Source organism: Rhodanobacter sp. FW510-R10, assembly GCF_058781105.1.
Genome location: NZ_JBYSWL010000001.1, coordinates 3,273,484 through 3,299,558 on the forward strand (window position 1 = coordinate 3,273,484; position 26,075 = coordinate 3,299,558).

Annotated in this window: 23 protein-coding genes; all 23 read right to left on the reverse strand. The window is 63.6% G+C overall.

The annotated features are described in order from the left end of the window. Positions 1–2,355: an NADH-quinone oxidoreductase subunit NuoG gene (gene nuoG / locus AC3WJB_RS14275; protein WP_492682660.1), complete on the reverse strand. Its 2,355-nt coding sequence runs from the start codon at positions 2,353–2,355 to the stop codon at positions 1–3. Beyond that, a complete protein-coding gene (gene nuoF, locus AC3WJB_RS14280) occupies positions 2,352–3,677 on the reverse strand; it encodes an NADH-quinone oxidoreductase subunit NuoF (protein WP_492682662.1) in 1,326 nt (441 codons plus the stop codon). The genes nuoG and nuoF overlap by 4 nt, the downstream gene beginning before the upstream one ends. An 8-nt stretch (positions 3,678–3,685) precedes the next feature. After that, complete coding sequence (gene nuoE, locus AC3WJB_RS14285; protein WP_492682664.1) at positions 3,686–4,213, reverse strand: NADH-quinone oxidoreductase subunit NuoE; 528 nt, start codon at positions 4,211–4,213, stop codon at positions 3,686–3,688. 21 nt (positions 4,214–4,234) lie between these two features. After that, positions 4,235–5,488 carry an NADH-quinone oxidoreductase subunit D gene (locus AC3WJB_RS14290; RefSeq protein WP_492682666.1) on the reverse strand — a complete coding sequence of 418 codons (1,254 nt, stop codon included), beginning with the start codon at positions 5,486–5,488 and terminating at the stop codon, positions 4,235–4,237. Between the two features lie 13 nt (positions 5,489–5,501). Further along, entirely contained in the window at positions 5,502–6,230 is a 729-nt protein-coding gene (locus AC3WJB_RS14295) for an NADH-quinone oxidoreductase subunit C (RefSeq protein WP_492682668.1), read from the reverse strand. Positions 6,231–6,240: 10 nt separating this feature from the next. Next, positions 6,241–6,795 (reverse strand): NuoB/complex I 20 kDa subunit family protein, encoded by a 555-nt coding sequence (locus tag AC3WJB_RS14300; RefSeq protein ID WP_492682670.1) that lies wholly within the window; start codon positions 6,793–6,795, stop codon positions 6,241–6,243. Next, positions 6,786–7,142, reverse strand: a complete 357-nt coding sequence (locus AC3WJB_RS14305) for an NADH-quinone oxidoreductase subunit A (RefSeq protein WP_492682672.1) — start codon at positions 7,140–7,142, stop codon at positions 6,786–6,788. Before AC3WJB_RS14305 ends, AC3WJB_RS14300 begins: the two co-directional genes overlap by 10 nt. 249 nt (positions 7,143–7,391) lie before the next feature. Next, positions 7,392–7,745, reverse strand: coding sequence for a PilZ domain-containing protein (locus AC3WJB_RS14310; protein WP_492682674.1), 354 nt, complete (start codon positions 7,743–7,745; stop codon positions 7,392–7,394). Between the two features lie 138 nt (positions 7,746–7,883). Beyond that, the gene (locus tag AC3WJB_RS14315; RefSeq protein WP_492682676.1) at positions 7,884–8,804 is read right to left on the reverse strand and encodes a PIG-L deacetylase family protein; all 921 of its coding nucleotides are present in this window, start codon (positions 8,802–8,804) and stop codon (positions 7,884–7,886) included. Between the two features lie 23 nt (positions 8,805–8,827). After that, the gene (holB, locus tag AC3WJB_RS14320; RefSeq protein ID WP_492682678.1) at positions 8,828–9,766 is read right to left on the reverse strand and encodes a DNA polymerase III subunit delta'; all 939 of its coding nucleotides are present in this window, start codon (positions 9,764–9,766) and stop codon (positions 8,828–8,830) included. Continuing rightward, a complete protein-coding gene (gene tmk, locus AC3WJB_RS14325; protein ID WP_492682680.1) occupies positions 9,763–10,404 on the reverse strand; it encodes a dTMP kinase in 642 nt (213 codons plus the stop codon). The genes holB and tmk overlap by 4 nt, the downstream gene beginning before the upstream one ends. A 42-nt stretch (positions 10,405–10,446) precedes the next feature. Further along, positions 10,447–11,499 (reverse strand): endolytic transglycosylase MltG, encoded by a 1,053-nt coding sequence (gene mltG, locus AC3WJB_RS14330; RefSeq protein WP_492682682.1) that lies wholly within the window; start codon positions 11,497–11,499, stop codon positions 10,447–10,449. Between the two features lie 51 nt (positions 11,500–11,550). After that, complete coding sequence (fabF, locus tag AC3WJB_RS14335; RefSeq protein WP_492682684.1) at positions 11,551–12,789, reverse strand: beta-ketoacyl-ACP synthase II; 1,239 nt, start codon at positions 12,787–12,789, stop codon at positions 11,551–11,553. Between the two features lie 236 nt (positions 12,790–13,025). Next, entirely contained in the window at positions 13,026–13,265 is a 240-nt protein-coding gene (acpP, locus tag AC3WJB_RS14340; RefSeq protein ID WP_492682686.1) for an acyl carrier protein, read from the reverse strand. 197 nt (positions 13,266–13,462) lie between these two features. Then, complete coding sequence (gene fabG / locus AC3WJB_RS14345; RefSeq protein ID WP_492682688.1) at positions 13,463–14,206, reverse strand: 3-oxoacyl-ACP reductase FabG; 744 nt, start codon at positions 14,204–14,206, stop codon at positions 13,463–13,465. 88 nt (positions 14,207–14,294) lie between these two features. Then, the gene (gene fabD / locus AC3WJB_RS14350; protein WP_492682690.1) at positions 14,295–15,242 is read right to left on the reverse strand and encodes an ACP S-malonyltransferase; all 948 of its coding nucleotides are present in this window, start codon (positions 15,240–15,242) and stop codon (positions 14,295–14,297) included. Between the two features lie 148 nt (positions 15,243–15,390). Next, positions 15,391–16,365, reverse strand: coding sequence for a beta-ketoacyl-ACP synthase III (locus AC3WJB_RS14355; protein WP_492682692.1), 975 nt, complete (start codon positions 16,363–16,365; stop codon positions 15,391–15,393). Between the two features lie 191 nt (positions 16,366–16,556). Next, a complete protein-coding gene (gene rpmF, locus AC3WJB_RS14360) occupies positions 16,557–16,751 on the reverse strand; it encodes a 50S ribosomal protein L32 (protein WP_492682694.1) in 195 nt (64 codons plus the stop codon). Positions 16,752–16,837: 86 nt separating this feature from the next. After that, positions 16,838–17,260, reverse strand: coding sequence for a YceD family protein (locus AC3WJB_RS14365; RefSeq protein WP_492682696.1), 423 nt, complete (start codon positions 17,258–17,260; stop codon positions 16,838–16,840). Between the two features lie 222 nt (positions 17,261–17,482). After that, positions 17,483–19,051 carry a S10 family peptidase gene (locus tag AC3WJB_RS14370; protein WP_492682698.1) on the reverse strand — a complete coding sequence of 523 codons (1,569 nt, stop codon included), beginning with the start codon at positions 19,049–19,051 and terminating at the stop codon, positions 17,483–17,485. A gap of 96 nt (positions 19,052–19,147) precedes the next feature. Further along, entirely contained in the window at positions 19,148–22,051 is a 2,904-nt protein-coding gene (locus AC3WJB_RS14375; protein WP_492682700.1) for a TonB-dependent receptor plug domain-containing protein, read from the reverse strand. Positions 22,052–22,135: 84 nt separating this feature from the next. Next, positions 22,136–23,776: a S10 family peptidase gene (locus AC3WJB_RS14380; protein ID WP_492682702.1), complete on the reverse strand. Its 1,641-nt coding sequence runs from the start codon at positions 23,774–23,776 to the stop codon at positions 22,136–22,138. Between the two features lie 579 nt (positions 23,777–24,355). Further along, positions 24,356–25,927: an APC family permease gene (locus AC3WJB_RS14385; protein WP_492682704.1), complete on the reverse strand. Its 1,572-nt coding sequence runs from the start codon at positions 25,925–25,927 to the stop codon at positions 24,356–24,358. Positions 25,928–26,075: the final 148 nt, after the last annotated feature.

Sequence of the window (26,075 nt, forward strand, 5' to 3'; positions counted from 1 at the left end):
TTAGACCTTCTGCAGGGTGAGTGCTGCCCCATACGGCGGCAACGTGGCAGTCAGCGGGTTTGCCGCCTCGATCCAGACCGTGCCGTCGGCGACGCTGCCGTCGATCACGCAGGGCAGCGTCACATCGGCAACCCGCACCCGACAGCCCTCCGCCAGCCCGAGTCGACTGGCTTCCGCCGCATTGACTCTGACGGCTGATGCGCGGTTGAGGGGATGTGCGTTGAGCGCCGTGGAACGCCGCAGCACGGCATCGCCACGGTAGATCGGCCAGTCGGCAAAGCGTTCGAGCGTCCCCTCGGCGTGGTCCGCGACCGCGGCGACGGGGCCACCAGCCACCTCGGCTGGCGCCGCCTGCTCGCGGATTCCAGCCCGCAAGCCAGCCAGGTCGTCGAAGTCGAAGCCATCGAGCGCGAGCGCGTCGGCGAGGGCCCGCAAGACCTTCCAGCCTGCCCGCGCCTCAGCCGGTGGCTTGGCGCCGGCAGCCACTGCCTGCTCCAGGCCGTCCACGTTGACCAAGGTGCCGTCCATTTCCGGCAGCAGCGCGATTGGCAACAGCACGCTGGCCACCTCGCGCAACGCTTTGCCGGCAAACGCGCTGCACGCCACGACCCGCTGCGCACCGTGCAAGGCAGCCAGGGTCGCGGCACCGTCGGCACAATCGTCCGGCGGCTCCACGCCATACAGCAGATAGGCGCTGCGCGGCTGGGCGAGCATGGCGCGCGCATCCAGCCCGCCGGCGTCGGGAAGCACGCCCATGCGCGTCAAGCCGATGGCATTGGCGCCCACCGGCAGCTCGTTGTACGCCGCGCCAGTCGCGCTGCAGATGAACCGGGCCAGGGCACGCAAGGCAGCCGCATGCGGATGGGTCACCGCCGCCTCGCCAAACACCACCACGGCGCCGCCATCGCTGGCGCCAGCCTGCTTCAGCGCTGCAATCGCCTCGCCGTCGCCTTCATCCATCTCGGCCGCATCGATGGCTGCCGCCCACGCAGCCGGTGCGCTCGCCCCTGCCGCCACAGCCGCGCGCGCCAGGGACAGCAGGGCGCCCTGCATGGCCGAGGGCGCCACGACGGCCTCCCCCGCCAGTTCGTAATTGAAATCGAAATGCACCGGATTGACCGCGTAGATGCGTGCGCCGTGCTTGCTCGCCTGGTGGATGCGGTGGTTGAACAGCGGCATCTCGAGGCGCACGTTGGAGCCGATCAGCAGCACCGCGCCGACATGCTGCGTCGCCGGCACCGAAATCTCGAACGGCCGCGCCGCGGCGTGATCGGAAAAATCCAGCTGCCGCAGGCGATGATCGAGATGGCCGGTGCCCAGGCCCTGCGCCAGTCGCCGCAGCAGGTCGCCTTCCTCATTCGAGGTGGCTGGATGCACGAGGACGCCCAGCTCGTCGCCGGGCCGCGCCCGCAGTGCTTCGGCCGCCGCAACCAAGGCCTCATCCCAACTGACTGCTTGCCAGTTGCCGTCACGCTTGACCTCCGGGACACCGAGGCGGTCGGCTGCCTCCAGGCCCTGGTGGCTGTAGCGATCACGATCGGCCAGCCAGCATTCGTTGATTGCCTCGTTCTCGCGCGGCACCACGCGCAGCACCTTGCCACGCTTGGTGTGCAGCCAGACATTCGGACCGAGTGCGTCGTGGTAGCCAATGGAGGGCTTGGCGATCAACTCCCATGGCCGCGCCTTGAACTGGAACACCTTGTCGGTCAGCGCGCCGACCGGGCACACGTCGATGATGTTGCCCGACAGCTCGGTTTCCATCGCCTTGCCGATGTAGGTGCCGACCTGCATGTCGTCGTTGCGGCTCATCGCGCCAAAGTCGTGGCCGCCGGCAATCTCGCGCTCGAAGCGGATGCAGCGCGTGCAATGGATGCAGCGTGTCATCTTGGTGGCGATCAGTGGCCCGATGTTCTCGTCGGCAACCGCGCGCTTGCCTTCGGTGAAGCGCGACACGCTGCGCCCAAAGCCCAGCGCAATGTCCTGCAGCTCGCATTCCCCACCCTGGTCGCACACCGGGCAATCCAGCGGGTGGTTGATCAGCAGGAACTCCATCACGTCACGCTGGAACTGCAGGGCGAGCTTGGAGCGGGTCTGCACCTTCATACCTTCGCTGACCGGCGTGGCGCAGGCCGGCAAACCCTTGAGCACCGGGCGGCCGCCCATCTCCACCTCGACCATGCACATGCGGCAGTTCGCGGCGACGGTCAGCTTGCGGTGGTAGCAGAAGCGCGGGATGTAGATGCCAATGGCATCGGCAGCCTCGATGATCATCGCGCCCTTGTGGATCGCGGTTGGCTTGCCGTCAACCTCGAGGTGCACCAAGTCCGAAGGCGCTGGCGTGGGTTGCGCGCTCATGCCGTCACTCCGCGGTTGATCCCGGCCATGTGATCCTCGGCCAGCGAACGCCCGTTCTTGATGTAGTACTCGAATTCATCCCAGAACTGGCGCAGGAACGCCTGCACCGGCCAGGCCGCAGCTTCGCCGAAAGCGCAGATGGTATGGCCTTCGATCTGCCCGGCAACCGCGCGCAGGCGATGCAGGTCATCCATGACGCCACCACCAGCGACGATGCGCTCGAGCACGTTGTGCATCCAGCCGGTGCCTTCGCGGCACGGCGTGCATTGGCCGCAGGATTCCTTGTGGTAAAAACGTGAGATGCGGCAGGTGAACTTGACCGTGCACACGCTGTCGTCGAGCACGATGATGGCGCCCGAGCCCAGGCCGCTGTGCAGCGCCTTCAAGGTGTCGTAGTCCATCGGCAGGCCCTTGAGTTCCTCCGCCCTCAGCACCGGCATGGAGGTACCGCCCGGGATTGCCCCCTTGAGCGTGCGTCCTGGGCGCAGGCCGCCGGCCATCTCCAGCAGCTCATCGAACGTGGTGCCCAGGGGCACCTCGAAATTGCCGCCGCGCTGGACGCAGCCGGAGACCGAGAACACCTTGGGGCCGCCGTTCTTGGTCTTGCTCTGGGCGAGAAACCAGTCCGCGCCCTTGCGCAGGATCGAGGGCACCGAGGCGTAGGTCTCGGTGTTGTTGATCGTCGTGGGCTTGCCATACAAGCCAAAGCCGGCGGGGAACGGTGGCTTGAAGCGCGGCAGGCCCTTCTTGCCTTCCAGCGACTCCATCAACGCGGTTTCCTCGCCGCAGATGTAGGCGCCGGCACCGAGTGCGTTGTGGATGTCGATGTTGATGCCGGTGCCCTGGATGTTCTTGCCAAGCAGGCCGGCGGCATAGGCTTCGGCCAACGCTTCCTCGCAATGCTCGAAGGGCTCGCGGTGGAACTCGCCACGCAGGTAGTTGTAGGCCACGGTTGAGCCAGTGCAATAGCAGGCAATCGCCATGCCCTCGATTACCGCGTGTGGATTGAAGCGCAGGATGTCGCGATCCTTGCACGTGCCAGGCTCGGACTCGTCAGAGTTGCACAGGATGTATTTCTGCATCGTGCCTTGGGGCATGAACGACCATTTGAGCCCCGTCGGAAAACCCGCACCGCCACGCCCGCGCAGGTTGCTCTTCTTGATCTCGTCGATCAGCGTCTTCGGCTCGGGCTTCTCGGCCAGGATCTTCTTCCACGCCGAATAGCCGCCGATCTGCAGATAGCTGTCGAGCGCCCACGGCTTGTCGAAATGCAAGGTGGTGTAGACGACCTGGTGTTCCTTGGGTGCTGGTCCTGCTGACATCGCGCTTCTCACTCCAACCCGTCGAGGATTTCGTCGACCGCCGCCACCGTCAGGCGCTCGTGATAATGGCCATTGACCAGCATCACCGGCGCGCCGGCACAGGCTGCCACGCATTCCTCCTCGCATTTCAGGTACACGCGGCCATCGGGCGTGCTCTCGCCAAGCTTGATCCCCAGCTTCTTCTCGCAATGCCGCACCAGGTCATTCGCCCCATTCAGCCAGCACGACACATTCGTGCAGATCGACACGTTGTTGTGGCCGACCGGGCGCGTCTCCAGCATCGAGTAGAAGCTGGCCACTTCGTAGGCCCAGATCGCGTGCACGCCCAGGTACTTGGCCACCGCGGTGATCAGCTCGTCGGTGAGGTAGCCATGGTTCTGCTCCTGGGCCGCAAACAAACCCTGGATCAGCGCCGACTGCTTGCGCTCGGGCGGAAACTTGGCAACCCAGTGATCGATGTGCTCACGCGTATGCGCATCCAGCGCGACGAGCGGGTCGACATTCTTGACTTGCTGGTAATGTCCAGTTGATTTCATGACATTCTCCCGTCGTGTCCGTCAGCGGTCGACTTCGCCGAACACGAGGTCGTAGGTGCCAATCATCGCCACCACGTCGGCGAGCATGTGCCCGCGGACCACCGTGTCCATGGATGAAAGGTGGGCGAACCCCGGCGCACGGCAATGCAGCCGGAACGGCTTGTTCGCACCGTCGGAAACCAGGTAGCAGCCGAACTCGCCCTTGGGCGCCTCGACCGCGGCGTAGGTTTCACCTGCGGGGACGCAATAGCCTTCGCTGAACAGCTTGAAGTGATAGATCATGGCTTCCATGTCTTCCTTCATTTCCTGTCGTGGTGGCGGCGCGACCTTGAAATTGCGCACGATCACCGGGCCGGGGTTTTCCCGCAGCCACTTCACGCACTGGCGGATGATGCGATTGGACTGGCGCATCTCGGCCACCCGCACCAGGTAGCGGTCGTAGCAATCGCCGTGGGTGCCGACCGGAATGTCAAAGTCCATCTCCGCGTATTTTGCGTACGGCTGCTTCTTGCGCAGGTCCCACTCGATCCCCGAGCCGCGCAGCATGACCCCGCTCATGCTCCATTGCTGGGCGACTTCCGGGCTGATGACGCCAATGCCCACCGTGCGCTGCTTCCAGATGCGGTTCTCGGTGAGCAGTTCCTCGTATTCATCGACCTTGTGCGGGAAGTCCGCGGTGAACGCGTCGAGGTAATCCAGCATCGTGCCCTCGCGCCAGCTGTTGAAGCGCGCGAGGTCCTTGCCCTTGTGCCACGGCGACTCGTGGTACTTGGACATGTGGTCCGGCAGGTCGCGGTACACGCCACCAGGACGGTAGTAGGTCGCATGCAGGCGCGCGCCCGACACGGCCTCATAGACGTCCATCAGCTCCTCGCGCTCGCGAAACGTGTACAGGAACACGCCCATGGCGCCGAGGTCCAGGCCGTTGGAGCCCAGCCACATCAGGTGATTCAGGATGCGGGTGATCTCGTCAAACATGGTGCGGATGTACTGCGCACGCTCTGGCGCCTCGATCCCAAGCAAGGTCTCGATCGCCCGCACATAGGCGTGCTCGTTGCACATCATGGAGACGTAATCGAGCCGGTCCATGTAGCCGATGGACTGGTTGAACGGCTTGGACTCGGCCAGCTTTTCCGTACCCCGATGCAGCAGGCCGATATGCGGATCGGCGCGCACCACGGTCTCGCCATCCATCTCCAGCACCAGGCGCAGCACACCGTGCGCGGCCGGATGCTGCGGGCCGAAGTTCATCGTGTAGTTGCGGATTTCCTGCATGACTTGCGGGGCCTCAGTTGTTGCGCCAATCGTCTTGCGCCTCGGCGCGCGCCTGCAGCAGCCCGGCGTTGTTGCGGATCACCCGCGCCACGCCGACCCGCGGTTCGATCGACACCGGCTCGTACACCACGCGCTTCTGCTGTGGGTCATAGCGCACCTCGACGTTGCCGATCAGGGGAAAATCCTTGCGGAATGGATGGCCGACGAAACCGTAGTCGGTGAGGATGCGGCGCAGGTCCGGGTGCCCATCGAAGATGATGCCGTACAGGTCGAATACCTCACGCTCATACCAGTTGGCACCGGCCCAGACCGATGTCACCGAGGGGACGATCGGCAGCGTGTTGTCGGGGCAGTAGACATGCAGGCACAGGCGCTGGTTGAGCTCAAGTGACAGGAGCTGGATCGACACCAAGAAGCGCCGCGGCCCGCCCTCGCGCTCTGGTCGTCGTGCCCAGTCGAAGCGGCCCAAGGCCTGACCTTGCACGCCGCGGGAAAAGCCGGTACTGGTCGAGGATTCTGCGGCCCACTCGGCCTGGCCGTAGCTCAGGTAGTCGACGCCGCAGACATCGATCAGCACGCCGAAACGGAAGTCGGCTTCGTCGCGCAACGCCGTCGCCACTGGCAACAGGTCCGCCGGCGCCAGCTCGGCAAACGTCTCGCGGCGCACCGTGGTCACGGCGACGGTCTCCCCAAACCGCGCAACAAGACGCTCGGCCAGCGAGGATGGAGCAGAGTCGGACATGGCCAGCTCCCTAGGAACGCGCGATGGTATGGGTGCGGCGGATCTTCTTCTGCAATTGCAGAATGCCGTGGATCAGCGCCTCGGCTGTCGGTGGGCAGCCAGGCACGTAGATGTCCACCGGCACGATGCGGTCGCAACCGCGGACCACCGAGTAGGAATAGTGGTAGTAGCCGCCACCGTTTGCGCAGCTGCCCATCGAGATGACCCACTTCGGCTCCGGCATCTGGTCGTAGACCTTGCGCAATGCCGGCGCCATCTTGTTGACCAGCGTTCCGGCCACGATCATCACGTCGCTCTGGCGCGGGCTCGGACGGAACACTACGCCGTAGCGGTCCAGATCCAGGCGCGCCGCACCCGCATGCATCATCTCGACCGCGCAGCACGCCAGGCCGAACGTCATCGGCCACATGGAACCGGTGCGTGCCCAGTTGACCAGCTCGTCCATGCGGGCCGTGGCGAAACCGCGCTGCGGGGCCGGTTGCTCGGGCGGCAGCAGGATGTCGTCAACCAGGTTCAGGGGATCCGGGTTGTGCATCACCCGGCTGATGGATTCCTTTACTCCCATTCGAGTGCCCCCTTCTTCCACACGTAGGCAAAGCCCAGGATCAGCAACAGCAGGAACAAGCCCATCTCGATCATGGCAATCATGCCGATCTGCTTGAACACCACGGCCCACGGAAACAGGAACGCGACTTCCAGGTCGAAGATGATGAACAGGATCGCCAGCAGGTAGTAACGCACGTCGAAGCGGGCCCGCGCATCCTCGAACGGCTCGAAGCCGCATTCGTATGGGGTCAGCTTTTCCGGGTCCTGGCGGGTCGGACCGGCCAGCAAGCCAAATACCAGCAAGGCCACGCCGACGCCGACGGCAATCACTATGAACAACAATACAGGCCAGTATTCGGCAAGCACGCTACCACCCCACCTCGCGCCCTACAGGCGCATCAATCGCCGCAAACCACGTACGACAGTCATTTCTTTAGTGAGCGGCAAATCTCTAGCCGCGGCGACCGGCAAACGGAAGCGTATCGCGCGACCGGTAACAACCCTGTCAATCGCGTCATTGTACCAGTGCGCGCGCCGACGACGACAGGGGCACGGATGAGACGAAGCTCCACACGAGCGCGATGCGGATGACTTGCACTACGTCGCGCGCAGCCACTACATGGTATGTGTCGGACGCTCGGAGGTCAGGCTGCCGGCAAGGATATGCTCGATGCGATTGCGGGCGGCCTCGGCGTCGTCAGAGGCATTGAAGTGGATGCCGACGCCAGCCGCCCGATTGCCTTGGGCACCAGGCGGGCTGATCCAGACCACGGTGCCGACGACCGACAGCCGCTCGGCTTCCTCGGCCAGCGTCACCAGCAGGACGACCTCGTCACCCAACGCATGGCGCTGCGCGGTGGGCGCAAACAAGCCCCCGTTCTTGAGGAACGGCATGTAGGCGCTGTACAGCGCCGCGGCATCCTTGAGCTTGAGTGAAATGATGCCTTGTCGAGCGGGGACCGGTTTCATCGCTACTCCTGCGGCAGGCGCTTCATGATACGAGGGCCGGAGCCGGCAGATGCAAGCTAGCACGTGACGGCAGCACGGTCACCGGCAGGGTCCGGACGCCGTGCCAAACCATGGTACGACGCCGGACTGCAGTCCGACTCACTCGAGTCCGGCCCAACCCCAATGGTCGAAAATCCATGGCGAGCGCAGCGGCAGCGAGAGCCGGGCAAAGCGTGGCCCCCCCCTGTCGGCGTGGTGGGCCAGGTCGAGGGCAAGTATTCCGCGCGCGGCATCCCGGCGCAGCGGTGCACGCGTCCAAGCCCAACGCTGTACACCATGCAGACTCACCAGGTCCAGCCGCAGCCAGGGCCGCAGCCAGCATGGCGGCAACCAGGGCAAGGCGCTGCCGCTGCCGACCTCGGTCGCGACGGGCGCGAAGCGCTCGGGCCGCGCCGCCATGCGCTGCAGCCGCCTGCGACCCAGCGCCAGCTGGCTGGCGTGCGCGGCGAGCGCCGCCTGCTTGGCCGCGCGCTGCGCCGCGCTGCCGTCGACGGTAAATGACGGCCCAGGCAATTCGCGGCCATGCACCAGGTAGGCCCACAACAGCGGCTGCAGAGGTATGGCGGCGAGCGCCAGCCGGACCAGCACGTGCGCCGTGCCATGGTCAGGGTGACGATCGGCAAGTGCCGGTAGAACCACCAGGGTGGGCCGCAGCGCAACGATCAGAGCGGCGATTTCCGGTACCAGGTCATTGCCTGGTTGCAGCAGCAACGGGGCCAGCCCCTGGTCCGGCCACCCCAATGCGTGCAGGCCGTCAGGCGGCACCCCGAGCTCCCGCAGCGCGCGCGACATTTCTTGCCGCCGCCGCGCCGCCCAGCGCGCGCGGCCCGTACCACCAACACGCAGGCGCCGCTCCAGCAGGCGCTGTGGCCACGGATTGTTGTCGCCGTCAGTCAGCGATGCGATATCGACTCGGCCGCCAGCCGCACGTACGCGCTGGATCAGGATGCCGGCACCGAGGGTTTCATCGTCCGGGTGCGGGGCGATGACCAGCAGCCGGGTATGTGCCGTGTATGTCACCGGGTTCGACGGGTTCGGCTCCATCACCGCCAGCGCGCAAGCAGGTCGAGCATCAGCAAATCCGCGCGTATCGGTCCGCGCAATTCCTCGCGCGCCTGGTTGGCGGCGATATGCCAGCGCCACAAACCCTCATCATCGAGGGCACTGCCCAGCGGAGGCCGGTTGCCGACTGCGCGGGCCTGCAACTCGTCGCTCGCCGCCTGGGCCGCAAACCACAGCGATGGCGCCGGTTCGTGTTCCACCCAGCGCTTGGCGACGGCACCCGGATCGCTGTGGCCGGCCGCGAGTCCAGCCAGGTCGTCACGCACGGTGGCGCGCTGCTCGAGCATCCCGGAGCGCAGCCAATCGCGTGCCAGACCTGGATTGCCTCCGGCTGCCGCCAAGGCTTGGACACCATCCTCGCCCGCCTGTTCATCGCGCAACCAAGCCAGCGCCTGCGCTGTTTGCGGCACGTGGAATTCGATACGTTGGCAGCGGCTGCGTATGGTGGCCGGCAACCGCCACGGCGCATCGGCAACCAGCATCAGCAGGGTCTGCGTCGACGGCTCCTCGAGCGTCTTCAAGAGCGCGTTGGCGGCCGCCGTGTTCATGGCGTCGGCGGGATCGATGCAGGCCACCTGCCACCCGCCAAACTGGCTGCTCATGGCCAGCTTGGCAGCCAGCTCGCGAATCTGGTCGATCACGATCTCGCTGCGCGCCGTGCCATCGCGGCGTACGCCACGACCGAGCACCAGCCAATCGGGATGGGTACCTGCAGCGAGCAACAGGCAACTGCGGCAGTGCCCGCACGCGTGTCCTCCCACCGGCTGCGCGCACAGCAAGCCGCAGGCAAAGGCCCGTGCGAATTCTCGTTTGCCCAGCCCTTCGGGACCAGTCAGGAGCAGCGCATGTGGCAAGGCGCCCCGATCGCGGCGGGCCTGCAGGTTTGACCACTGCAACGCCTGCCAGGGTGGCAGGTTCATGTCACCCCCGCGCCAAGCAGGGCCAGCACCGCGGCAGACGCCGCCTGCAAGACCGCCGCGGGCGGTTGGCTGGCATCGAACACGCGAAACCGCTGCGGTTCTGCCGCCGCGCGATCCCGATATGTGGTGCGCACGCGCTCAAAAAAGGCGTCGGCCTCCACCTCGATGCGATCGGAACCGCCGCGTACGGCGACGCGCCCGCGCCCGACGGCCACCGGCACATCCAGCAAGAGGGTCAAATCTGGCTGCAAGCCGGCACAGATCCAGCGCTCCAGGTCGGCGATAAACGCCACGGGCTGGTCGCGGCCACCGCCCTGGTAGGCATAGCTCGCATCGGTGAAGCGATCGCTCAGTACCCAGTGCCCCGCTTCCAGCGCCGGGCGGATCACCTCCCGGAGCAACTGCGCGCGGGATGCAAACATGAGCAGCAACTCGGCCTGCGCGTCGATACCGCGCAGCGCTGGATCCAGGACCAGTCCGCGCACGCACTCCCCCAACGCCGTGCCGCCGGGTTCGCGGGTTTGCACCACGACCACGCCATGCCGCTCGATGGCTGCACGCAGGCCACCAAGCAAAGTGCTTTTGCCGGCGCCCTCGCCGCCTTCGACACTGATGAACTTGCCGCGCTCAGGACTCATTGACGACACACCTGCGCAAGACCACGGCAGCCGTGCACCGGCCTACCGACACCGCTTGAGTTGATAGCACTGCACGTTTCGATTGTGTTCTTCCAGCGTGTCCGAAAATACATGGCTGCCATCCCCACGCGCGACAAAATACAACGCGCTGCCCGATGCGGGATGCAAGGCGGCCTGCAGGGCCGGCTTGCCCGGCAAGGCAATCGGCGTCGGCGGGAGCCCGGGTCGCGTATAGGTATTGAACGGCGTATCGGTGGTGAGGTCGATCTTGCTCAGGTTACCGGCATAGCTGCTGCCCATGCCATAGATCACCGTGGGATCGGTCTGCAGCATCATGTGCTTGTCCAGGCGACGCACGAACACGCCGGCAATGCGCGCCCGCTCGTCGGCGCGACCGGTCTCGCGCTCGACGATGGAGGCCAGGATCAGCGCCTCGTAGGGCGTGGCGAGCGGCAGTCCCGGATCGCGCGTCGACCACATCGCCGCCAAGGTCCTGGCCATCGCCAGGTGCGCCCGCTCGAGCAAGTCCAGATCGCTGTCGCCCTTCACGTAGGCGTAGGTTTCCGGCAGGAAGCGGCCTTCCGGCGCGTCATCAGGCGCACCGATGCGACGCATGATTTCGGCCGCATCGAGCCCGGCGCTGTCATGGTGCAGCAGCGGCGCCGCCGCAAGAGCCTGGCGCAGTTCGCCGAAGGTCCAGCCATCGACGATGGTGAAATCGTGCTGGATGACTTTGCCCGTGGCCATATTCGCCAGCAGTTGGCGCGGCGTGAGCCCAGGACTCAGCGCGTACTCGCCGGCGCGGAGCTTGCCAGCCACCTGCATCCGCGCCGCCAGGATACGCCAGTACCAGGGACTGGCGGGGGTCACCCCGCGCTGGCGCAATTGCCCGACGATGCTGCGCAGGCTGCTGCCGCGCGCGACGTCCAGGCTGTGCTCCTGCGCGCTGACTTGCAGCGGTGCATCGCCGAAGCGATTGAAGTCATGCCAGGTCCACGCCATCGCGCCCGCCAGCGCCAGGACGACGAGCACCAGCAGTAGGCGCCAGGGCGACACCCTACCCCACGTCATCCCACGCCAGCGGACAAGCCTCATCGCCACTCCTCCGTCGGAACACCCGCCCGGGGAGCGTGGGCGGCAGTCACCTCAAAGGCGGCGAAAGGCCAGGCTGCCGTTCGTGCCGCCAAACCCGAACGAATTGGAGAGTACGACATCGAGCTTGGCTTCCCGGGCCGTATTGGCGACGAAATCCAGATCGCAGCCTTCGCCTGGCACCTCAAGGTTCGTGGTCGGCGGCATCAACTGGTCGCGCAAGGCCAGGATGCTGAAGATGGCCTCGATGCCTCCGGCCGCACCAAGCAGGTGGCCGGTGGTCGACTTGGTCGAGCTCATTGCCAGCTTGTAGGCATGCTCGCCGAAGACTTTTTTCACTGCCAACACTTCGCCGAGGTCGCCCAGTTGCGTGGACGTACCATGCGCATTCACGTACTGCACGTCGGCCGGGTTGAGTCCGGCATCGTGCAAGGTGTTGCGCATGCACAGCGCGGCACCGTCGCCGCCGGTGCTGGGCGCGGTGACGTGGTAGGCGTCGCCACTCATGCCAAACCCGACCAGCTCCGCGTGGATGTGTGCGCCACGCGCCTTGGCCATCTCGTACTCCTCGAGCACGAGCACGCCGGCGCCATCGGAAAGGACGAAGCCATCGCGATCACGGTCCCACGGACGGCTGGCATGGGTTGGGTCGTCGTTGCGGGTGGACATGGCCTTGGCCGAGCAAAACCCCGCCATGGCCGTGCCGGTGGTGGCGAATTCGGCGCCACCGGCCAGCATCACGTCGGCATCGCCGTACTGGATCATGCGCATGGCCAGGCCGATGTTGTGCGTGGCCGTGGCACAGGCCGTGACGCAAGCGATATTTGGCCCCTTCAGGCCGAACATGATCGACAACTGGCCAGACACCATGTTGATGATCGAGCTTGGCACGAAGAACGGCGACACCCGGCGCGGCCCCTTGGCGGCAAGTTCAAGCGCCGTGGCCTCGATCGTGTGCAGGCCGCCAATACCCGCCCCCACCGCCACGCCGATGCGCTCTGCGTTGGCGTCGGTCACCGTCAGGCCCGAATCGCGTATCGCCTGGGTGCCTGCCGCGACGCCGTAGTGGATGAACGGATCCATCTTCTTGATGTCTTTCGGCGCCATCCACTCGGCCGGGTCGAAATCCCGCACCTGGCCGGCAATCCGCGTGGCGTACGCGGAAGCATCGAAGTGGGTGACCGGCCCGATCCCGCTGACGCCCTCCAGGACCTGCTTCCAGGCGGTGGCAACATCGTTGCCGACTGGCGAGATCACACCCATCCCGGTGACCACCACGCGTCGTTTGCTCATACTGCACATGTCCTTCTTGAAATCCGTCCCGGCAACGCCAGCCTCTGCGGACATCATGCTGGCGCACGGCCGGCTGCAGGATGCTCTCCTGAGCGTACCAGCCGTACGGGTTCGAACGTCGTGAAATTCACAAACGAAAACTGCGCCAGGTCGGCGCAGCATTCGACAGTACCGGATGGCGGCCGGGGGCTGGACGCAGGTCGAGGTTTCGGCGTACGCCGCCCAGCCAAGCCTGATCAGCTCTTGGCGTGCGCCTTGATGTAGTCGACCGCCTGCTGCACGGTGGTGATCTTCTCGGCGTCCTCGTCCGGGATCTCGGTCTCGAACTCTTCCTCGAGCGCCATCACCAGCTCCACCGTATCCAGCGAATCCGCACCCAGGTCGTCCACAAACGAAGCGTTCGCCGTGACCTCATCTTCCTTCACGCCCAATTGCTCGACGACGATTTTCTTGACCCGCTCTTCGATGGTGCTCATGTTGCCAATACCTCTCACGGAGTAGTGGTTTGCCCTGCCCGCATGTGCGTAGCAAAACGCCGGCGCATTGTAATGACTAAGCCGCAAGGCCGCCATGTCTGCCGAGGGAACCCGGACTCTGGTCATCTCGACCAGCACGAAGAATCAATTATCCTGCAAAACCGCCGCGCGCGCGACTCCTTCGGCACCACCGCCCGTCAGGGCATGTACATGCCGCCGTTCACGTGCAGCGTCTCGCCGGTGATATAGGCCGCCGCGGGCGAAGCGAGAAAGCCCACCGCTTCGGCGACATCGGCCGGCGTGCCGAGCCGGCCAAGTGCAATCTGCGCCAGCAGCGCACGGCGCGACTCCTCGGGCAGCGCCTCGGTCATCTGTGTGTCGATGAAGCCCGGGGCCACTACGTTCACGGTGATCCCGCGCGCGCCAATCTCGCGGGCGAGGGACTTGGAAAAGGCGATGATGCCGGCCTTGGCCGCGGCATAGTTGGCCTGGCCAGGGTTGCCGATCAAACCGACCACGGAGGCGATCGAGATGATGCGTCCCTTGCGAGCCTTCATCATGCCCCGCAGCACGGCCTTGGACAGGCGGTACACCGAGGACAAGTTGGTGTCCAGGATGAGGTTCCAGTCCTCCTCGCGCATGCGCAGAAGGAGCTGGTCGCGGGTGATGCCCGCATTGTTCACCAAGATCGAGACAGGGCCGAACTCCTTGCCGACGGCATCGACCAGCGCCTCGACCCCGGGGCCGTCGGTCACGTCCAAGACCCGACCGCAGCCTTCGTACGGCGACAGGCGCACGTCGACCGATGTTGCGCCCGCCTCGGTGGTCGCGGTGCCGACCACGATCGCACCCGATGCCGCCAGGTGATCGGCAATGGCCGCGCCAATGCCGCGGCTGGCACCGGTCACCAGGGCAATTTCTCCCTGCAGACTCCTGCTCACGAACGTCTCCTCTCTTGGCGCCACGCGGTCGGCGCGCCCGCCCCGAGGCACGGGTCGGCGCGATCGAACCCAAAGGATACCGCAGGGCTCATACCCATTCCGCCAGCGCGGCGTCCATCCCGGCCGGCGCGGCAAGGGCGTGCGTGACGAGGCGCCCGTCGATGCGCTTGATCAGGCCGCTCAATACCTTGCCTGGGCCGCACTCGGCCGCTTCGGTCGCACCTCCGGCGGCAAGCGCATGCACGCACTCGGTCCAGCGCACCGGCTGGTACAACTGGCGCTGCAGCGCGCGACAAACTTCCGCGACGGTCGCATAGCTGCGTGCGTCGGCATTCTGGATGACCGGGATCGCCGGCACCTGCCACTGGCAGGCGGCCATGCGCTCCCCAAGGCGATCGGCCGCCTCGCGCATCAGCGCGCAATGCGAGGGTACCGAAACCGGCAGCTTGATTGCCCGCTTTACACCCATTCCGGCCAGCGCGGCCAAGACACGATCGACCGCCTCGGCATGGCCGGAGATGACCAGTTGCCCAGGCGAATTGAAATTGGCCGGGGCCACGACCTGGCCCTGTGCCAGCTCCGCGCACACGGCGGCGACCTGCGCGTCGTCGCCGCCAATGATGGCCGCCATGGCGCCTACACCTTCGGGCACTGCCGCTTGCATGAGGCGGCCGCGCTCGGCAACCAGGGCCGCACCATCGTGCAGCGACAGGGCGCCGGCACAAACCAAGGCACTGTATTCACCCAGGCTGTGCCCGGAGAGCTGCGCCGGTTGCGCGCCGCCGAGCTTTTCCCACACCCGCCACACCGCGACGCCGGCGGCAAGCAGGGCCGGCTGGGTGTGTTCGGTTCGATTGAGTTCCTCCAGCGGCCCCTGTTGGGCCAGTGCCCACAGGTCGGTACCGGCTCCAGCGGAGGCTTCGGCGAAGGTTTGCGCCACCTCGCCATGGGCCGCTGCCAGCTCGGCCAGCATACCCAGGGATTGCGAACCCTGGCCCGGAAAAACGAACGCCAGCGTCGATCGTGTCTTGTTCATGGCATACCCATCATGGTGCCGGGGACATCGCCATCACCCGCGGATGCGACGCCGGCCGGCAGGCCAAACAATCCCTTTGGAGTCTTGCGGACCGGGCGGGAGCGCAGGGTGCGCCGATCGCCCGCAAAACCCTCCGGCCTTGCGCCAATCAGTAGCGCAACAACGCCGAAGCCCAGGTAAACCCGCCGCCAAAGGCCTCCAGCAGCAGGTTCTGGCCACGCTGCACCTTGCCCGAGCGCACGGCGTAATCCAGCGCCAGCGGCACCGAGCCGGATGAGGTGTTGGCATGCTGGTCCACGGTCACCACCACCCTCTCCATGGGCATGTTCAGGCGCTTGGCCGTCGCCTCGATGATGCGCAAGTTGGCCTGGTGCGGGATCAGCCAATCGATCTGCGATTCCTGCATGCCGGCAGCAGCCAGAGTCTCGCCAACCAGGGCATCGAGCGTCTTCACTGCCACCTTGAACACTTCCCGACCGGACATGTGGATGCGTACACCATGGTTCGGCTCGTCGTTGAAACCGACCGACACGCCGACGGGGGCGTACAACAAGTGTTTGTAGCCGCCATCGGCATGCAGGCAAGTGGCGTAGATACCTGGATCATTCGCTGCCTCCAGCACCACGGCGCCGGCACCATCGCCAAACAACACGCAAGTCTCGCGTTCGGTCCAATCGACCATCCGGGTCAGCGTCTCGGCGCCGATCACGAGCACCTTTTTCGACTGCCCGCTGCGGATGAACTTATCGGCAATACCCAACCCATACATGAAACCAGAGCACGCGGCATTGACGTCGAACGCTGCGCAGCCGTTGGCGCCAAGGCGCTGTTGCACCAGGCAGGCCGTCGATGGGAACACGATGTCCGGGGTGGTCGTGCCAAGCACGATCAGGTCGAGCTCGGAGGCCTCGACCCCGGCAGCCTCAAGCGCGCGTTGCGCTGCCAGGAAGGCGAGATCACCCGTGGTCTGCCCATCGGCGACAATGTGCCGCTCGCGGATACCGGTGCGTGTACGAATCCACTCGTCGCTGGTGTCCACGAGCTTTTCCAGATCGTGGTTGCTCACCACCCGATCCGGCAAGGCACTGCCGGTAGCCACGATACGAGCGTAAATCTGCGACATTCAGCTACCCACCCGTGAGGACCCGGTTATGAACCGGCGACCGCCTTTGTACCATGCGGCTGTTGACCCGTGCTCGCGCGAACGCAAAGCGGCGCGTGGTCGCGCCGCCTGCCTGCTTCGTCCGCCCGAAGCGCGTCAATCGTCGCCAGCCGGGATCGCGACATAAAACCGCCGCGTTCCCGAGGGCCGGCTCAGTCGTCGACCGTGACCGCGGCCTTCGGCTGGATCAATTTCTTGCCCCGATAATACCCATCCTTGGTGACGTGGTGACGTACGTGCACCTCGCCACTGGTGGGGTCGGTGGACAACTGCACGGGTTGCAGCACGTCGTGTGCACGGCGCATGCCGCGGGTGGATGGGGTTCGGCGGCTCTTGGCAACTGCCATGGCGGTTCTCCAGCAAAGTCCGGTTGATTCTGTTTATAGGCAACCCGCCGTTTGCCGCGGGCCGTCCCTGCTTGTTCGTCTTCGTACTAGCTACGGTTCGATTTTCTCAGCCCGCGCAGTGCTGCAAATGGGCTTTCCTCTGCTGGGCGAGCGACGGATAAACTGGCGTCCGCCATCGGCTCCAGGCTGCCGTCGGGATTGATCGCCACCAGCGGCATGGCCAGGAGCAACTCATCCTCGATGAGATCGGCAGGCCGGATCAAGCCGTCAGATGGTACCAGCAGCGGCTCATAGTTCGGCGGCAACCCTGCTTCTTCGTGTTCATGTCTGATCATGCCAAGCCGCGTGTTCACTGCCAGCGGCAGGGCAAACGGCTGCAGCGAGCGCTGGCAAGTCACCTGCAGGGCCGCGTCAGCACGAACGTCCACGTAACACACCCGCTGCTCGTCGCAACCGAAGTCCAGCGCGTAACCAACCTCGCCCGAGGTATCCGCCAGGGCCTCGGCCAAGCGGTCGAGCTCCCTGACCGGCAGGCGCCCAGAGAACGAACGCCGGCTCGAAGCCATGCGCCATGCGTCGACCGAATCGGGCAGGTTGGTCACCATAGCCGCCGAATACTACGTTTGTGCGCCGCACAAGTCAAGATAAAGGACGTAAAGGGAGGACATAAAGCGGACGGGACCAATTAAGTCGCAACTTAATTGGTTCCTTCCGCTTTACCCCCACCTTACTTATTGCAGGTTATCCGTGCTGCGGATGAAGTTGGCCACGTTGGCGTGCAACTCCTTCAAATCGGGAATACGCACGTAGATCATGTGCCCGGATTCATAGTATTTGAATTGGATGTTCGGCTGCAGGTTCGCCGGCAAATCCATGTGCGCAACGCTGTATTCCATGCCGTAATAAGGCGTGGCAAAGTCGTAATAGCCGCTTTCCACTTCGACCCGCAGGTTGGGATTGAACTTCATGGCCTGGGCGAGATTGATCGCTCCATTGACCGGCCGTGGCCTGCCTCTGCTGTTCAGGTTCTCGTCGTCCTGTGACCAGGGATGGGCGTGCACGATGCCGTACGCCTCCGGCCGGTAAATCTCGTCCCGACCGTACTTGAGCACGTTGTGTGCATAGTGATTGAAGCCGGCCATGTACGAGGAGCTGACGGACGCCGCCTGCGTGTCGTATTGCATGTTCTGGCTCATCAAATCCATCGACGCCTGCGCAAAACGTCCGTCCAGCCGGCCTACAGTTTGGCCCTGGTCATTCAACAGCTGGTGGAAAAACTCACTCGGCGTCACGCGTAGATTGGCCTTGTCGAGATAAGCCACATCCAGGCCGGTGTACGCATGCAGCTTCTGCAGGATCGCATTGCGCTGGTCTGCGCCCAGCTTGTTGCCCTTGCCCAGGGCCAAGGTGTACTCGCCCATGGCAAAGTCCTCGACCTGGGCCAGGAACGGCTGCAGCGTGGCCGGCGCATTCGGGATCTTGTGGTGATACCAGGCATCCGCCGCCATCGACGGCAGGTTGGTTGCGTACTGGATGTCGGACCCGAACGGAATGGCCGCGCCCATGTAGGCCGACTGCAGCACCACGCCGTTCAGGTCGATGTCGTCCTCCTGCTGCAGATAGTTCGCCAGCACCTCCGAACGCAAGGTCCCGTAGCTCTCGCCGTACAGGTACTTGGGCGACATGGCGCGGCTGTTGAGGTTGAGATAGCGCTGGATGAACTGGGCAAACGCATGCGCATCGGGGTCGACGCCGTAGAAATCCTGCCACTTGCCGACGCCACCCTTGTCCTTGTCGAGGATGCGGCTGTAGCCCGTGCTCATCATGTCGATGAAGACCTCATCGGTGGCGTCGAGCAGGCTGTACTCGTTGTTCACCAGTTGATACGGCCCTGCCGGGGTATGGGTATGGTCGTCGGTAACCACGCGTTGCGGGCCGAACGCCCCCATGTGCAGCCAGATGGTCGAGGACCCAGGGCCACCGTTGTAGAAGAACGTCACCGGCCGCTTGCTCGCGTCCTTGACGCCGTCTTTTACATAGGCGACGTAGAACATGCTGCCGGTGGGTTTGCCCTCTTCGTTCTTCAGGATGATCGTGCCGGCTGTGGCGGTGTAGTCGATCCGCTGGCCACCGACGGTGACGTTGCCCTTGGTCACCGAATCCGGCGTGCGGGTCGTTGCCGCATCGGCTTTTACCACCGGCTTGTCCGGCTTGTCTGGTGTGGCGTAAGCATAAGTTCCGCTCGACGCGAAACCCAGGCAAAGCATCGCCACCATGGACGCGAGTCCGCGCTTGCTCATCGTGCTGCCTCCGTAATTCGCTGGCCCAGCAGTGGTTGCCACAACGCCGCCACAGGCAACCACGGCCGGCCGGATAACTGGGAATGGGAATGGCGCCTAGAACTTCTGGACGTAGCTCACGAAGTAGTACCGATCTATGTCATAAGCCGGATTGACCGGAGGGCTGCCGGTCGGCCGCTGGTATTCAATCGGCGGCTTGCGGCCAAAAACGTTGTTGACGCCGGCGGTCACGCGGGCATTCCACGGCGCTTGCCAGTTGACGCTCACGTCGTTGAAAGCAACCGCTCCGACACGGTTCGATGGAAAAACCCCATTGAACGGATCGATATGGTTGGGCATGTTGCATTCGGTCGTCTTCCCCCAGAAGCAGCCTTCGGTGAGGCTCGAAAAATAGCGCGTCCTCCATGTGGCGCCGAAGCTGCCCAACTTCCAGTTCAAGGCCGTCGTGCTGCGTATGCGCCAAAAGTACCCGGCGCTCGTTGCCCGCCCAACCCGGTTGTCAATGCGAGCGCCGGCAACTGCCTGAGCCTGCCATTTGTCAGTGTAGGCAACGTCGGAAGAGAACTGGAATTGACCCATCCCAAAATCCGGGAGGTTGTAGGCCAAGCCAAAATCGTAGCCTTTGACGTTCGCCGTACCCCGATTCGCCTGACCCGTATGCAGATTCAACACCTGGCCTTGAGAATCCCGCTCGAAACGATTGCAGAAAGACTGCACCCCTTGATAGCACTCCTGCAGCACGTCATTCGCCGTCACCGGGCTGATGATGTCGCTCAATTTTATCTGGTACCAATCGAGGGTCAGCCCAAGCCCGGGAATGTAACTCGGGCTGTAGACCAGGCCCAGCGTCTTGTCAATGGCGGTCTCCGGCTGCAAACCGGGTGTACCACCGCTGTAGAAGGGGTTCTTCGTCTGCTGATTCGGTGCCGCAATGGCCCCGCCCGTATTGTTTTGTTGGCGGAAACCGGCTGGATTGGGGTAACCGGCGGCGCCCAACGCCGCGACGCATGCACCATGCACATTTGCGCCGTATACGTTCGCACCATAAACGGCATCACACGGGTCGGTGAAACTTCCAAACCCTTGACCGACACCCTGATCTATATCGTTGATCGTTGGCGCCCTGAAGGCCTGCGCATAATTCATGCGTATCATCAAGTCGTCAATTGGCTTGTATTCGACACTGAATTTGCTGTTGGTGGTACCGCCGAAATTGCTGTAGTGCGAGTACCGGCTTGCTAGGTCGAAAGACAGCAATTTCGCGCCCACGAAATCCTTGAGCACGGGAAGTGACAATTCCGCGTAAGCCGAATTGACGACGTATCCACCGCGGGTTCCGGCGGCCACGTTATTGCTCGAAAGCCCCGACTGCGTATAGGCATCTGGTACGTCGTACCCAGTCAGGCTGCGGTGATCCACTCCGGCTGCGACAGCGACCTCACCCCCTGTCGGGATATTGAACAATCCCCCGGTGATGTTGGCGCTGTATGCCATCTCCTTGTTGGTTACGTTGTCCTGGGAGATGATGAAGACCTTGTCCTCCAGCGCGGGCGTAGCGATGATCGCCTGGTCACCCGCCAGGTAGTTCAATGGAATGCAGTTGGCTACCGGGCTCCCGGGCACGCCGCAGGTCGGATTGCCGGCGGCATCGTAATAGGACGGCCCCATGGCATTCGCCATGTATCCATAATTCAAATTGTTCATCGTGTTGGAGACGCTGCTGGTCTTGCTGTAATTCAACCCTACGTCCCAATTCCAATCGTGGCTGTTCAGGGTGAAAAAGCCCTGAACCCCGGCAATCTCCTGCTCGGACTTGCTGATGCCCGTGACCGTTCGTGGATGGTTGATGAAGTTGACCCCTACCGCGACATCCTGATCCACCGGGTTATATATGCTGTCCTTCGACAAGAGGCCGTCCGACAGGTTGAAGAAGTGCGACTGCGATGGGAATCCAGCCATCTGGTTGAAATTACGCTTCTCCACATACATGGTGGTGCTTGTAAACGAGATGTTGTCCGTAAAATTGTATTGCCCTTGGATGTAGGCGGATTTTGTCTCGCGTGGCGTCCGGAAGGGCTTGACCAGATTCAGGTTGTATTGGTCCGCCAATGGCCGCTTCGATGAGTTCACCAAGTGATAATTGGCAAGATCGGTCGTATCCAGGCCCGGGGCATTGAGGACATAGGTGCCCGTGCTGTCGGTGAAGCTCCCTTTGGGGCCAACCCCGTAGAATGAGGTGGTCGGATGTCGTGGGCCGTCGGGGGTGCGCGTCAGCGCCCGGGTCTTGTCCCACATGATGCCCTGCTTGTCATACGAGAGGTTCATCATGATCGAGCCCTTGTCCGAGGGTCCGGAGCCCATCGTGATGCTGTATTTCTGATTGACGCCGTCGCCAGCCTCGTTGGCGCCGACGGAACCATCGGCTTCAAATCCTTCGAAATTCTGCCGCGTAATAATGTTGATCACGCCGCTCACCGCGTCGGACCCATACACCGCCGAGGCGCCGTCTTTCAGCACTTCGATGTGGTCAATGACGGCAGAGGGGATGGTCGAGAGATCCGTCATGCCACTGTTGTTGGTCATCCAGCGGTGGCCATTGACCAAGACCAACACGCGTTGGGGGCCCAGGCCGCGCATGTCCGCGTAGGACGCGGAAGTCCCTCCCTGCGTCGTTTGCCGGTTGGCGGAAGGCGACGTTTGGATGAAGTTGAGCTGGTCGAGAACATCGTTGACGCTGATCTTGCCGGTGCTCGCGATTTGCTGTCGGTCGATGCTGATGATCGGTTGCTGGTTTTGCAGGTCGACCTGCCGGATGCGCGAGCCGGTGACCACCACCGACTTCAGGGTCGTCGCCTGGGCAGCGGCGACGTCCGCGCCCTGCGCTGGCGCGGACTGCGCCGCATCCTGCGCGTTGGCCGGGGTCGGCACCATGGCCGCGGCCGCACCGAGCGACAGCGCCATGCCGACTGCCAATGACAACTTGCTGATTCCGTTATTCATGATACTCCCCGTTGATTTTTCACACTGGCCGCCGCGGGGCGGCAACCAAGACCGAAACTCAATGACGTCCCCTGGACGCCACCATCAGCGCTTCATATTGCTGCTTTCCTCGATGAACTTGGCCACGTTGTCATGCAGCGCCTTCAATGAAGGAAGATGGGAATAAATCATGTGGCCGGATGGGTAATAGGCATAGCTGATATTCGATCGCAATGAATCAGGTATCTGCAGGTGTTCCTCCTCGTAGGTCGCGTTGTAGAACGGCGTGGCAATATCGTAGAAACCCTCGTTCAACATGACTTTCAGGTCGGGGTTGTATTTCATGGCGGCAGCGAGATCCGGCATGACATTGAGCGCACTGCGGGACGGGAAATTCGAACCAGGCTGCTTGTGGCTGGAATCCCATTGGAAGTCATCGGCTCCGCGTACCCAGGGGCGATACTTGAGGTCCTGGCCAAACTTGAGTTCCGTGCGTATGTAATGGTTGGCCGCGGCAACGTAGGCCGAACTGATGGCCGCCGACTGCGGATCGACCTGGGCGGTCTTGCTGAGCAGATCCATGCTCGGGGCAGAAAAGCGCGAATCGAGGCGGCCAGTGGTGAGGCCAGCATCGTTCTGCAGTTCCTGATAGAACATGCCGCCGGTCACGCGCAAATTTGCCTTCAGCAGGTAGGCGACAGAAAGTCCGGTCAGGTCATGCAGGCCTTGCGCAATCTGCTGCTTGCGCTGCGCACTGAGCATCGAGCCGGCAAACAACGCCTGTTGATAGTCACCCTTGGCAAACTTGATGGCCGCGTCGATGACCACCCGCAGGCTGCCGCCGTCGTACTTGGGTAATTTGTGGTGATACCACGCCGTCGCCGCATAGGTCGGCAGGGTCAGTACGTACGGCAGGTCGTTGCCGGGATCGCGATCGGCTCCGTCGACGCTGGTGCCGAAGTTCAGGATCTGCGACTGCAGGATCACCCCGTTCAGGTCAACCAGGTCCTGATGCTCGAGGATATAGGCGAGCACGGCCGAACGCGTCGTGCCGTAGCTTTCACCATACAGGTACTTTGGAGAATTCCAGCGGTTGTGCTGGGTCAGGAATTGCGTGATGAAGCGGGAGAACGCCTGGCCATCCCCGTCCACGCCCCAGATCTTCCTCGCCAGATCCTTGTGGCTCTTTGCCCGGGCTGCGTCGTCGGCGCCCTGCGGCAGCAGGCGGCCAAAGCCGGTGCCCGGCATGTCGATGAACACCAGGTCGCTGGCGTCGAGCAGGCTGAAGTCGTTGTTGACCACCTGGTAGGGCGCTGCTGGCGTATGCGTGTCGTCATTGGTGACCACGCGCTTGGGTCCCCAGGCCCCCATGTGCAGCCACATCGTCGAGGAACCCGGGCCGCCGTTGTAGATGAAGGTGATGGGCCGCTTGGAGGCATCGGCGCCCTGCTTGAAATAGGCGAAGTAGCCGATCGCCACTTCGGGCTTGGATTCGTCGTTGCCGGTGCCATCGACCACCAGGGTGCCGGCGACGGCGTCATAACTGATGGACTTGCCCTCGACGCTCACCGTGCCGTGCGTGACCGACGACATCGGCGTCATCAGGCGCTGGACCAGGCGGCCATCGGGTGAGCTGGAATTGTCGCCGTTCGTGCCGGGGGCAGGCCCGGCCGGCATGGCCGCCAAGGCGGTGGCGCCGCACCAGACCAAGGCGCCAATGGCGATGCTGAGGCTATTGAGCTTCATGAAAGACTCCCCCAAGAAATAACTCCGATACGGGACGGGTGTTGCGCTTTCCGCCACTGGAAACTATTGACAGGGGAATATCGCGACCAGTGCCGAAAGTCATTGATCGTGTGACATCCAAGTCAATCTGGATAATTCACAGGGACGCACAAGCAACCGCGCAACACTTGCTGCGCAGTTGCTCGGCATTGCATATACCAAAATATTAGGAACTTACCGTCACCCTTGCCCAGTAATAACGCCCCAGATAATCAAATACTCCAGCAAGCGCATTCGCATTGTTGGTATCGTTCACATACAGGATCGGAGGTCGCTTGTTGAACAGGTTGTTCACGCCAAGGTCGACCCGCGTGTGCAGCCGCCCTGACATTACGAAAAGGCATCCCTTTGCTTACGATCCCACCATCCCGAAGGTGGGTCTTGTGCAATCTCCGCGGCATCGATGCGGAAATACGCACAGTTCATTTAGACGTCTACACGACGTGAAGACGGGCAAACAAAAAAGGGACGTGGCCAATCAAGCAGCGACTTGATTGACCACGTCCCCTCTCGAACGCGTTCTTTTGCTGGCGCCCGTTGCTAGTCGTCGTCGCCCGTGCCCAGGTTGAGCTTGGATGCTGGCAGGCCGGTGTTTGCGCCCCAGTAGTAGGTCACCAGGGCAATGGCCACGACGACCAGCGAGTCCCATGGATGGCCAATGATGCCGCGGCCACCGAATGTGCCCAGATAGGAAATGACGAAGATCAGGATGTAGAACCCGATCAGCCACGATGCCGAATAGAGTTCCTGCCCCAGCTCGGCGCGGCGCGACGGCGACACCCACTTGTAGCCGACGTAGACGATGACCAGCACGATCTGCAAGGCCATCAACCATGACAGCGTCGCCCAGTCGGACCAATAGACAATCAATGCGGCAATGACGAATGACAGCGGCCCGAGCACACCGAGCGCCGGGGCCACGAACGGCCGGGGCATGTCGGGTGCGGTACGCCGCAAGGCCGCCACGGTGAGCGGCGCTGTGGCGTAGCTCAATACCAGCGCTGCCGACACGACGCGGATCATCGCGCCCCAGGACGGAAATGGCAGGGTCCAGAAGATTGACAGCCCCAAGGTCAGCCATAGCGCCGCGCGTGGAATGCCGGATTTGGCGTCGATGCCGGTGAACAGCTTGAAGAACGTGCCGCCCCGGGCCCAGCCGTAGATGACGCGCGGCGTCGCATTCATGTAGATGTTGCCGCAGCCGGTGGGCGAAATCACCGCATCGGAAACCACCAGGATGCCAAGCCAGCCAATGCCCAGGGCCAGCGCAATGTCATGGAACGGCAGCGAGAACAGCTTGTCGATGCCGACCCAGCCGTTGCCCAGCATGTCGGCCGGGATGCTGCCCAGGAAGGCGACCTGCAGCAACAGGTAGATGATCGTCGAGAGGATCACCGACAGGATGAGCGCGATCGGGATCGTCCGCTGCGGGTTGTGCACTTCACTCGCCACCGAGATGATCGGGGTGAGGCCGAGATAGGCGAAGATGATGCCGCCCGCGGCGACCGCCGCTTCGATGCCCTGGGCGCCGAATGGCGCGAAGCCATGCACGTGCAGGTTGTCCGGGTTGAACGCCGACAGCAACACGACGATGACCAGCGCCGGCACCACGAACTTGAAAATGCTGATGATGTTGTTCGCCCGGGCAAAGGTCTTCACGCTGAAATAATTCAGCAGGAAGAACAACACCAGGATCGCCAGCTGCACCAGCCAGCCAAGCAAGGTCGGGGCATCGGAACCTGCCTGGGTCAGCTGCGGAAACCAGGCCGAGGCGTATTGGCGGGCGGCCGTCGTCTCGATGGCGATCAGGCTGGAAAACGCGATCACCGTCATCAGCCCCATCAAATAGCCAAGCAAGGGGCCGTGGGAGAACACCGGGTAACGCACCACGCCCCCCGCCCGCGGCAACGCGGCACCAAGTTCGCAGTACACCAACCCGAGCAGCAGCACGGCGGCGCCACCGATCAGCCAGGAGATCATGCCGGCGGGGCCGGCCGAGGCCGCCACGTAGCTCGCGGCAAACAGCCAGCCGGAGCCAAAAATGGACCCCAGCCCGATGAAGGTAAGGTCAGTCAGGCTGAGCTTCTTGAGAAATTTGCCTTGCTCGGGCATGTCGCGTTTCCTCATTCAAAGACATTGTTTCATTCGGCCCGGAGCGCCCCTGCCTGCACATCCGGCACGCTCCGCAAGCTTCGTCGCTGATATGCAGTGCCCCTGCCTGCCGGGCCCATGACCTTGGTCACGCGGCCCGGCGGGATCG

Bases quoted from the DNA above. Each gene is read 5' to 3' on its own strand.
- nuoG (WP_492682660.1), bottom strand. From the start codon at position 2,355: ATGAGCGCGCAACCCACGCCAGCGCCTTCGGACTTGGTGCACCTCGAG.
- nuoF (WP_492682662.1), bottom strand. From the start codon at position 3,677: ATGTCAGCAGGACCAGCACCCAAGGAACACCAGGTCGTCTACACCACC.
- nuoE (WP_492682664.1), bottom strand. From the start codon at position 4,213: ATGAAATCAACTGGACATTACCAGCAAGTCAAGAATGTCGACCCGCTC.
- AC3WJB_RS14290 (WP_492682666.1), bottom strand. From the start codon at position 5,488: ATGCAGGAAATCCGCAACTACACGATGAACTTCGGCCCGCAGCATCCG.
- AC3WJB_RS14295 (WP_492682668.1), bottom strand. From the start codon at position 6,230: ATGTCCGACTCTGCTCCATCCTCGCTGGCCGAGCGTCTTGTTGCGCGG.
- AC3WJB_RS14300 (WP_492682670.1), bottom strand. From the start codon at position 6,795: ATGGGAGTAAAGGAATCCATCAGCCGGGTGATGCACAACCCGGATCCC.
- AC3WJB_RS14310 (WP_492682674.1), bottom strand. From the start codon at position 7,745: ATGAAACCGGTCCCCGCTCGACAAGGCATCATTTCACTCAAGCTCAAG.
- holB (WP_492682678.1), bottom strand. From the start codon at position 9,766: ATGAACCTGCCACCCTGGCAGGCGTTGCAGTGGTCAAACCTGCAGGCC.
- tmk (WP_492682680.1), bottom strand. From the start codon at position 10,404: ATGAGTCCTGAGCGCGGCAAGTTCATCAGTGTCGAAGGCGGCGAGGGC.
- mltG (WP_492682682.1), bottom strand. From the start codon at position 11,499: ATGAGGCTTGTCCGCTGGCGTGGGATGACGTGGGGTAGGGTGTCGCCC.
- fabF (WP_492682684.1), bottom strand. From the start codon at position 12,789: ATGAGCAAACGACGCGTGGTGGTCACCGGGATGGGTGTGATCTCGCCA.
- acpP (WP_492682686.1), bottom strand. From the start codon at position 13,265: ATGAGCACCATCGAAGAGCGGGTCAAGAAAATCGTCGTCGAGCAATTG.
- fabD (WP_492682690.1), bottom strand. From the start codon at position 15,242: ATGAACAAGACACGATCGACGCTGGCGTTCGTTTTTCCGGGCCAGGGT.
- AC3WJB_RS14355 (WP_492682692.1), bottom strand. From the start codon at position 16,365: ATGTCGCAGATTTACGCTCGTATCGTGGCTACCGGCAGTGCCTTGCCG.
- rpmF (WP_492682694.1), bottom strand. From the start codon at position 16,751: ATGGCAGTTGCCAAGAGCCGCCGAACCCCATCCACCCGCGGCATGCGC.
- AC3WJB_RS14370 (WP_492682698.1), bottom strand. From the start codon at position 19,051: ATGAGCAAGCGCGGACTCGCGTCCATGGTGGCGATGCTTTGCCTGGGT.
- AC3WJB_RS14375 (WP_492682700.1), bottom strand. From the start codon at position 22,051: ATGAATAACGGAATCAGCAAGTTGTCATTGGCAGTCGGCATGGCGCTG.
- AC3WJB_RS14380 (WP_492682702.1), bottom strand. From the start codon at position 23,776: ATGAAGCTCAATAGCCTCAGCATCGCCATTGGCGCCTTGGTCTGGTGC.
- AC3WJB_RS14385 (WP_492682704.1), bottom strand. From the start codon at position 25,927: ATGCCCGAGCAAGGCAAATTTCTCAAGAAGCTCAGCCTGACTGACCTT.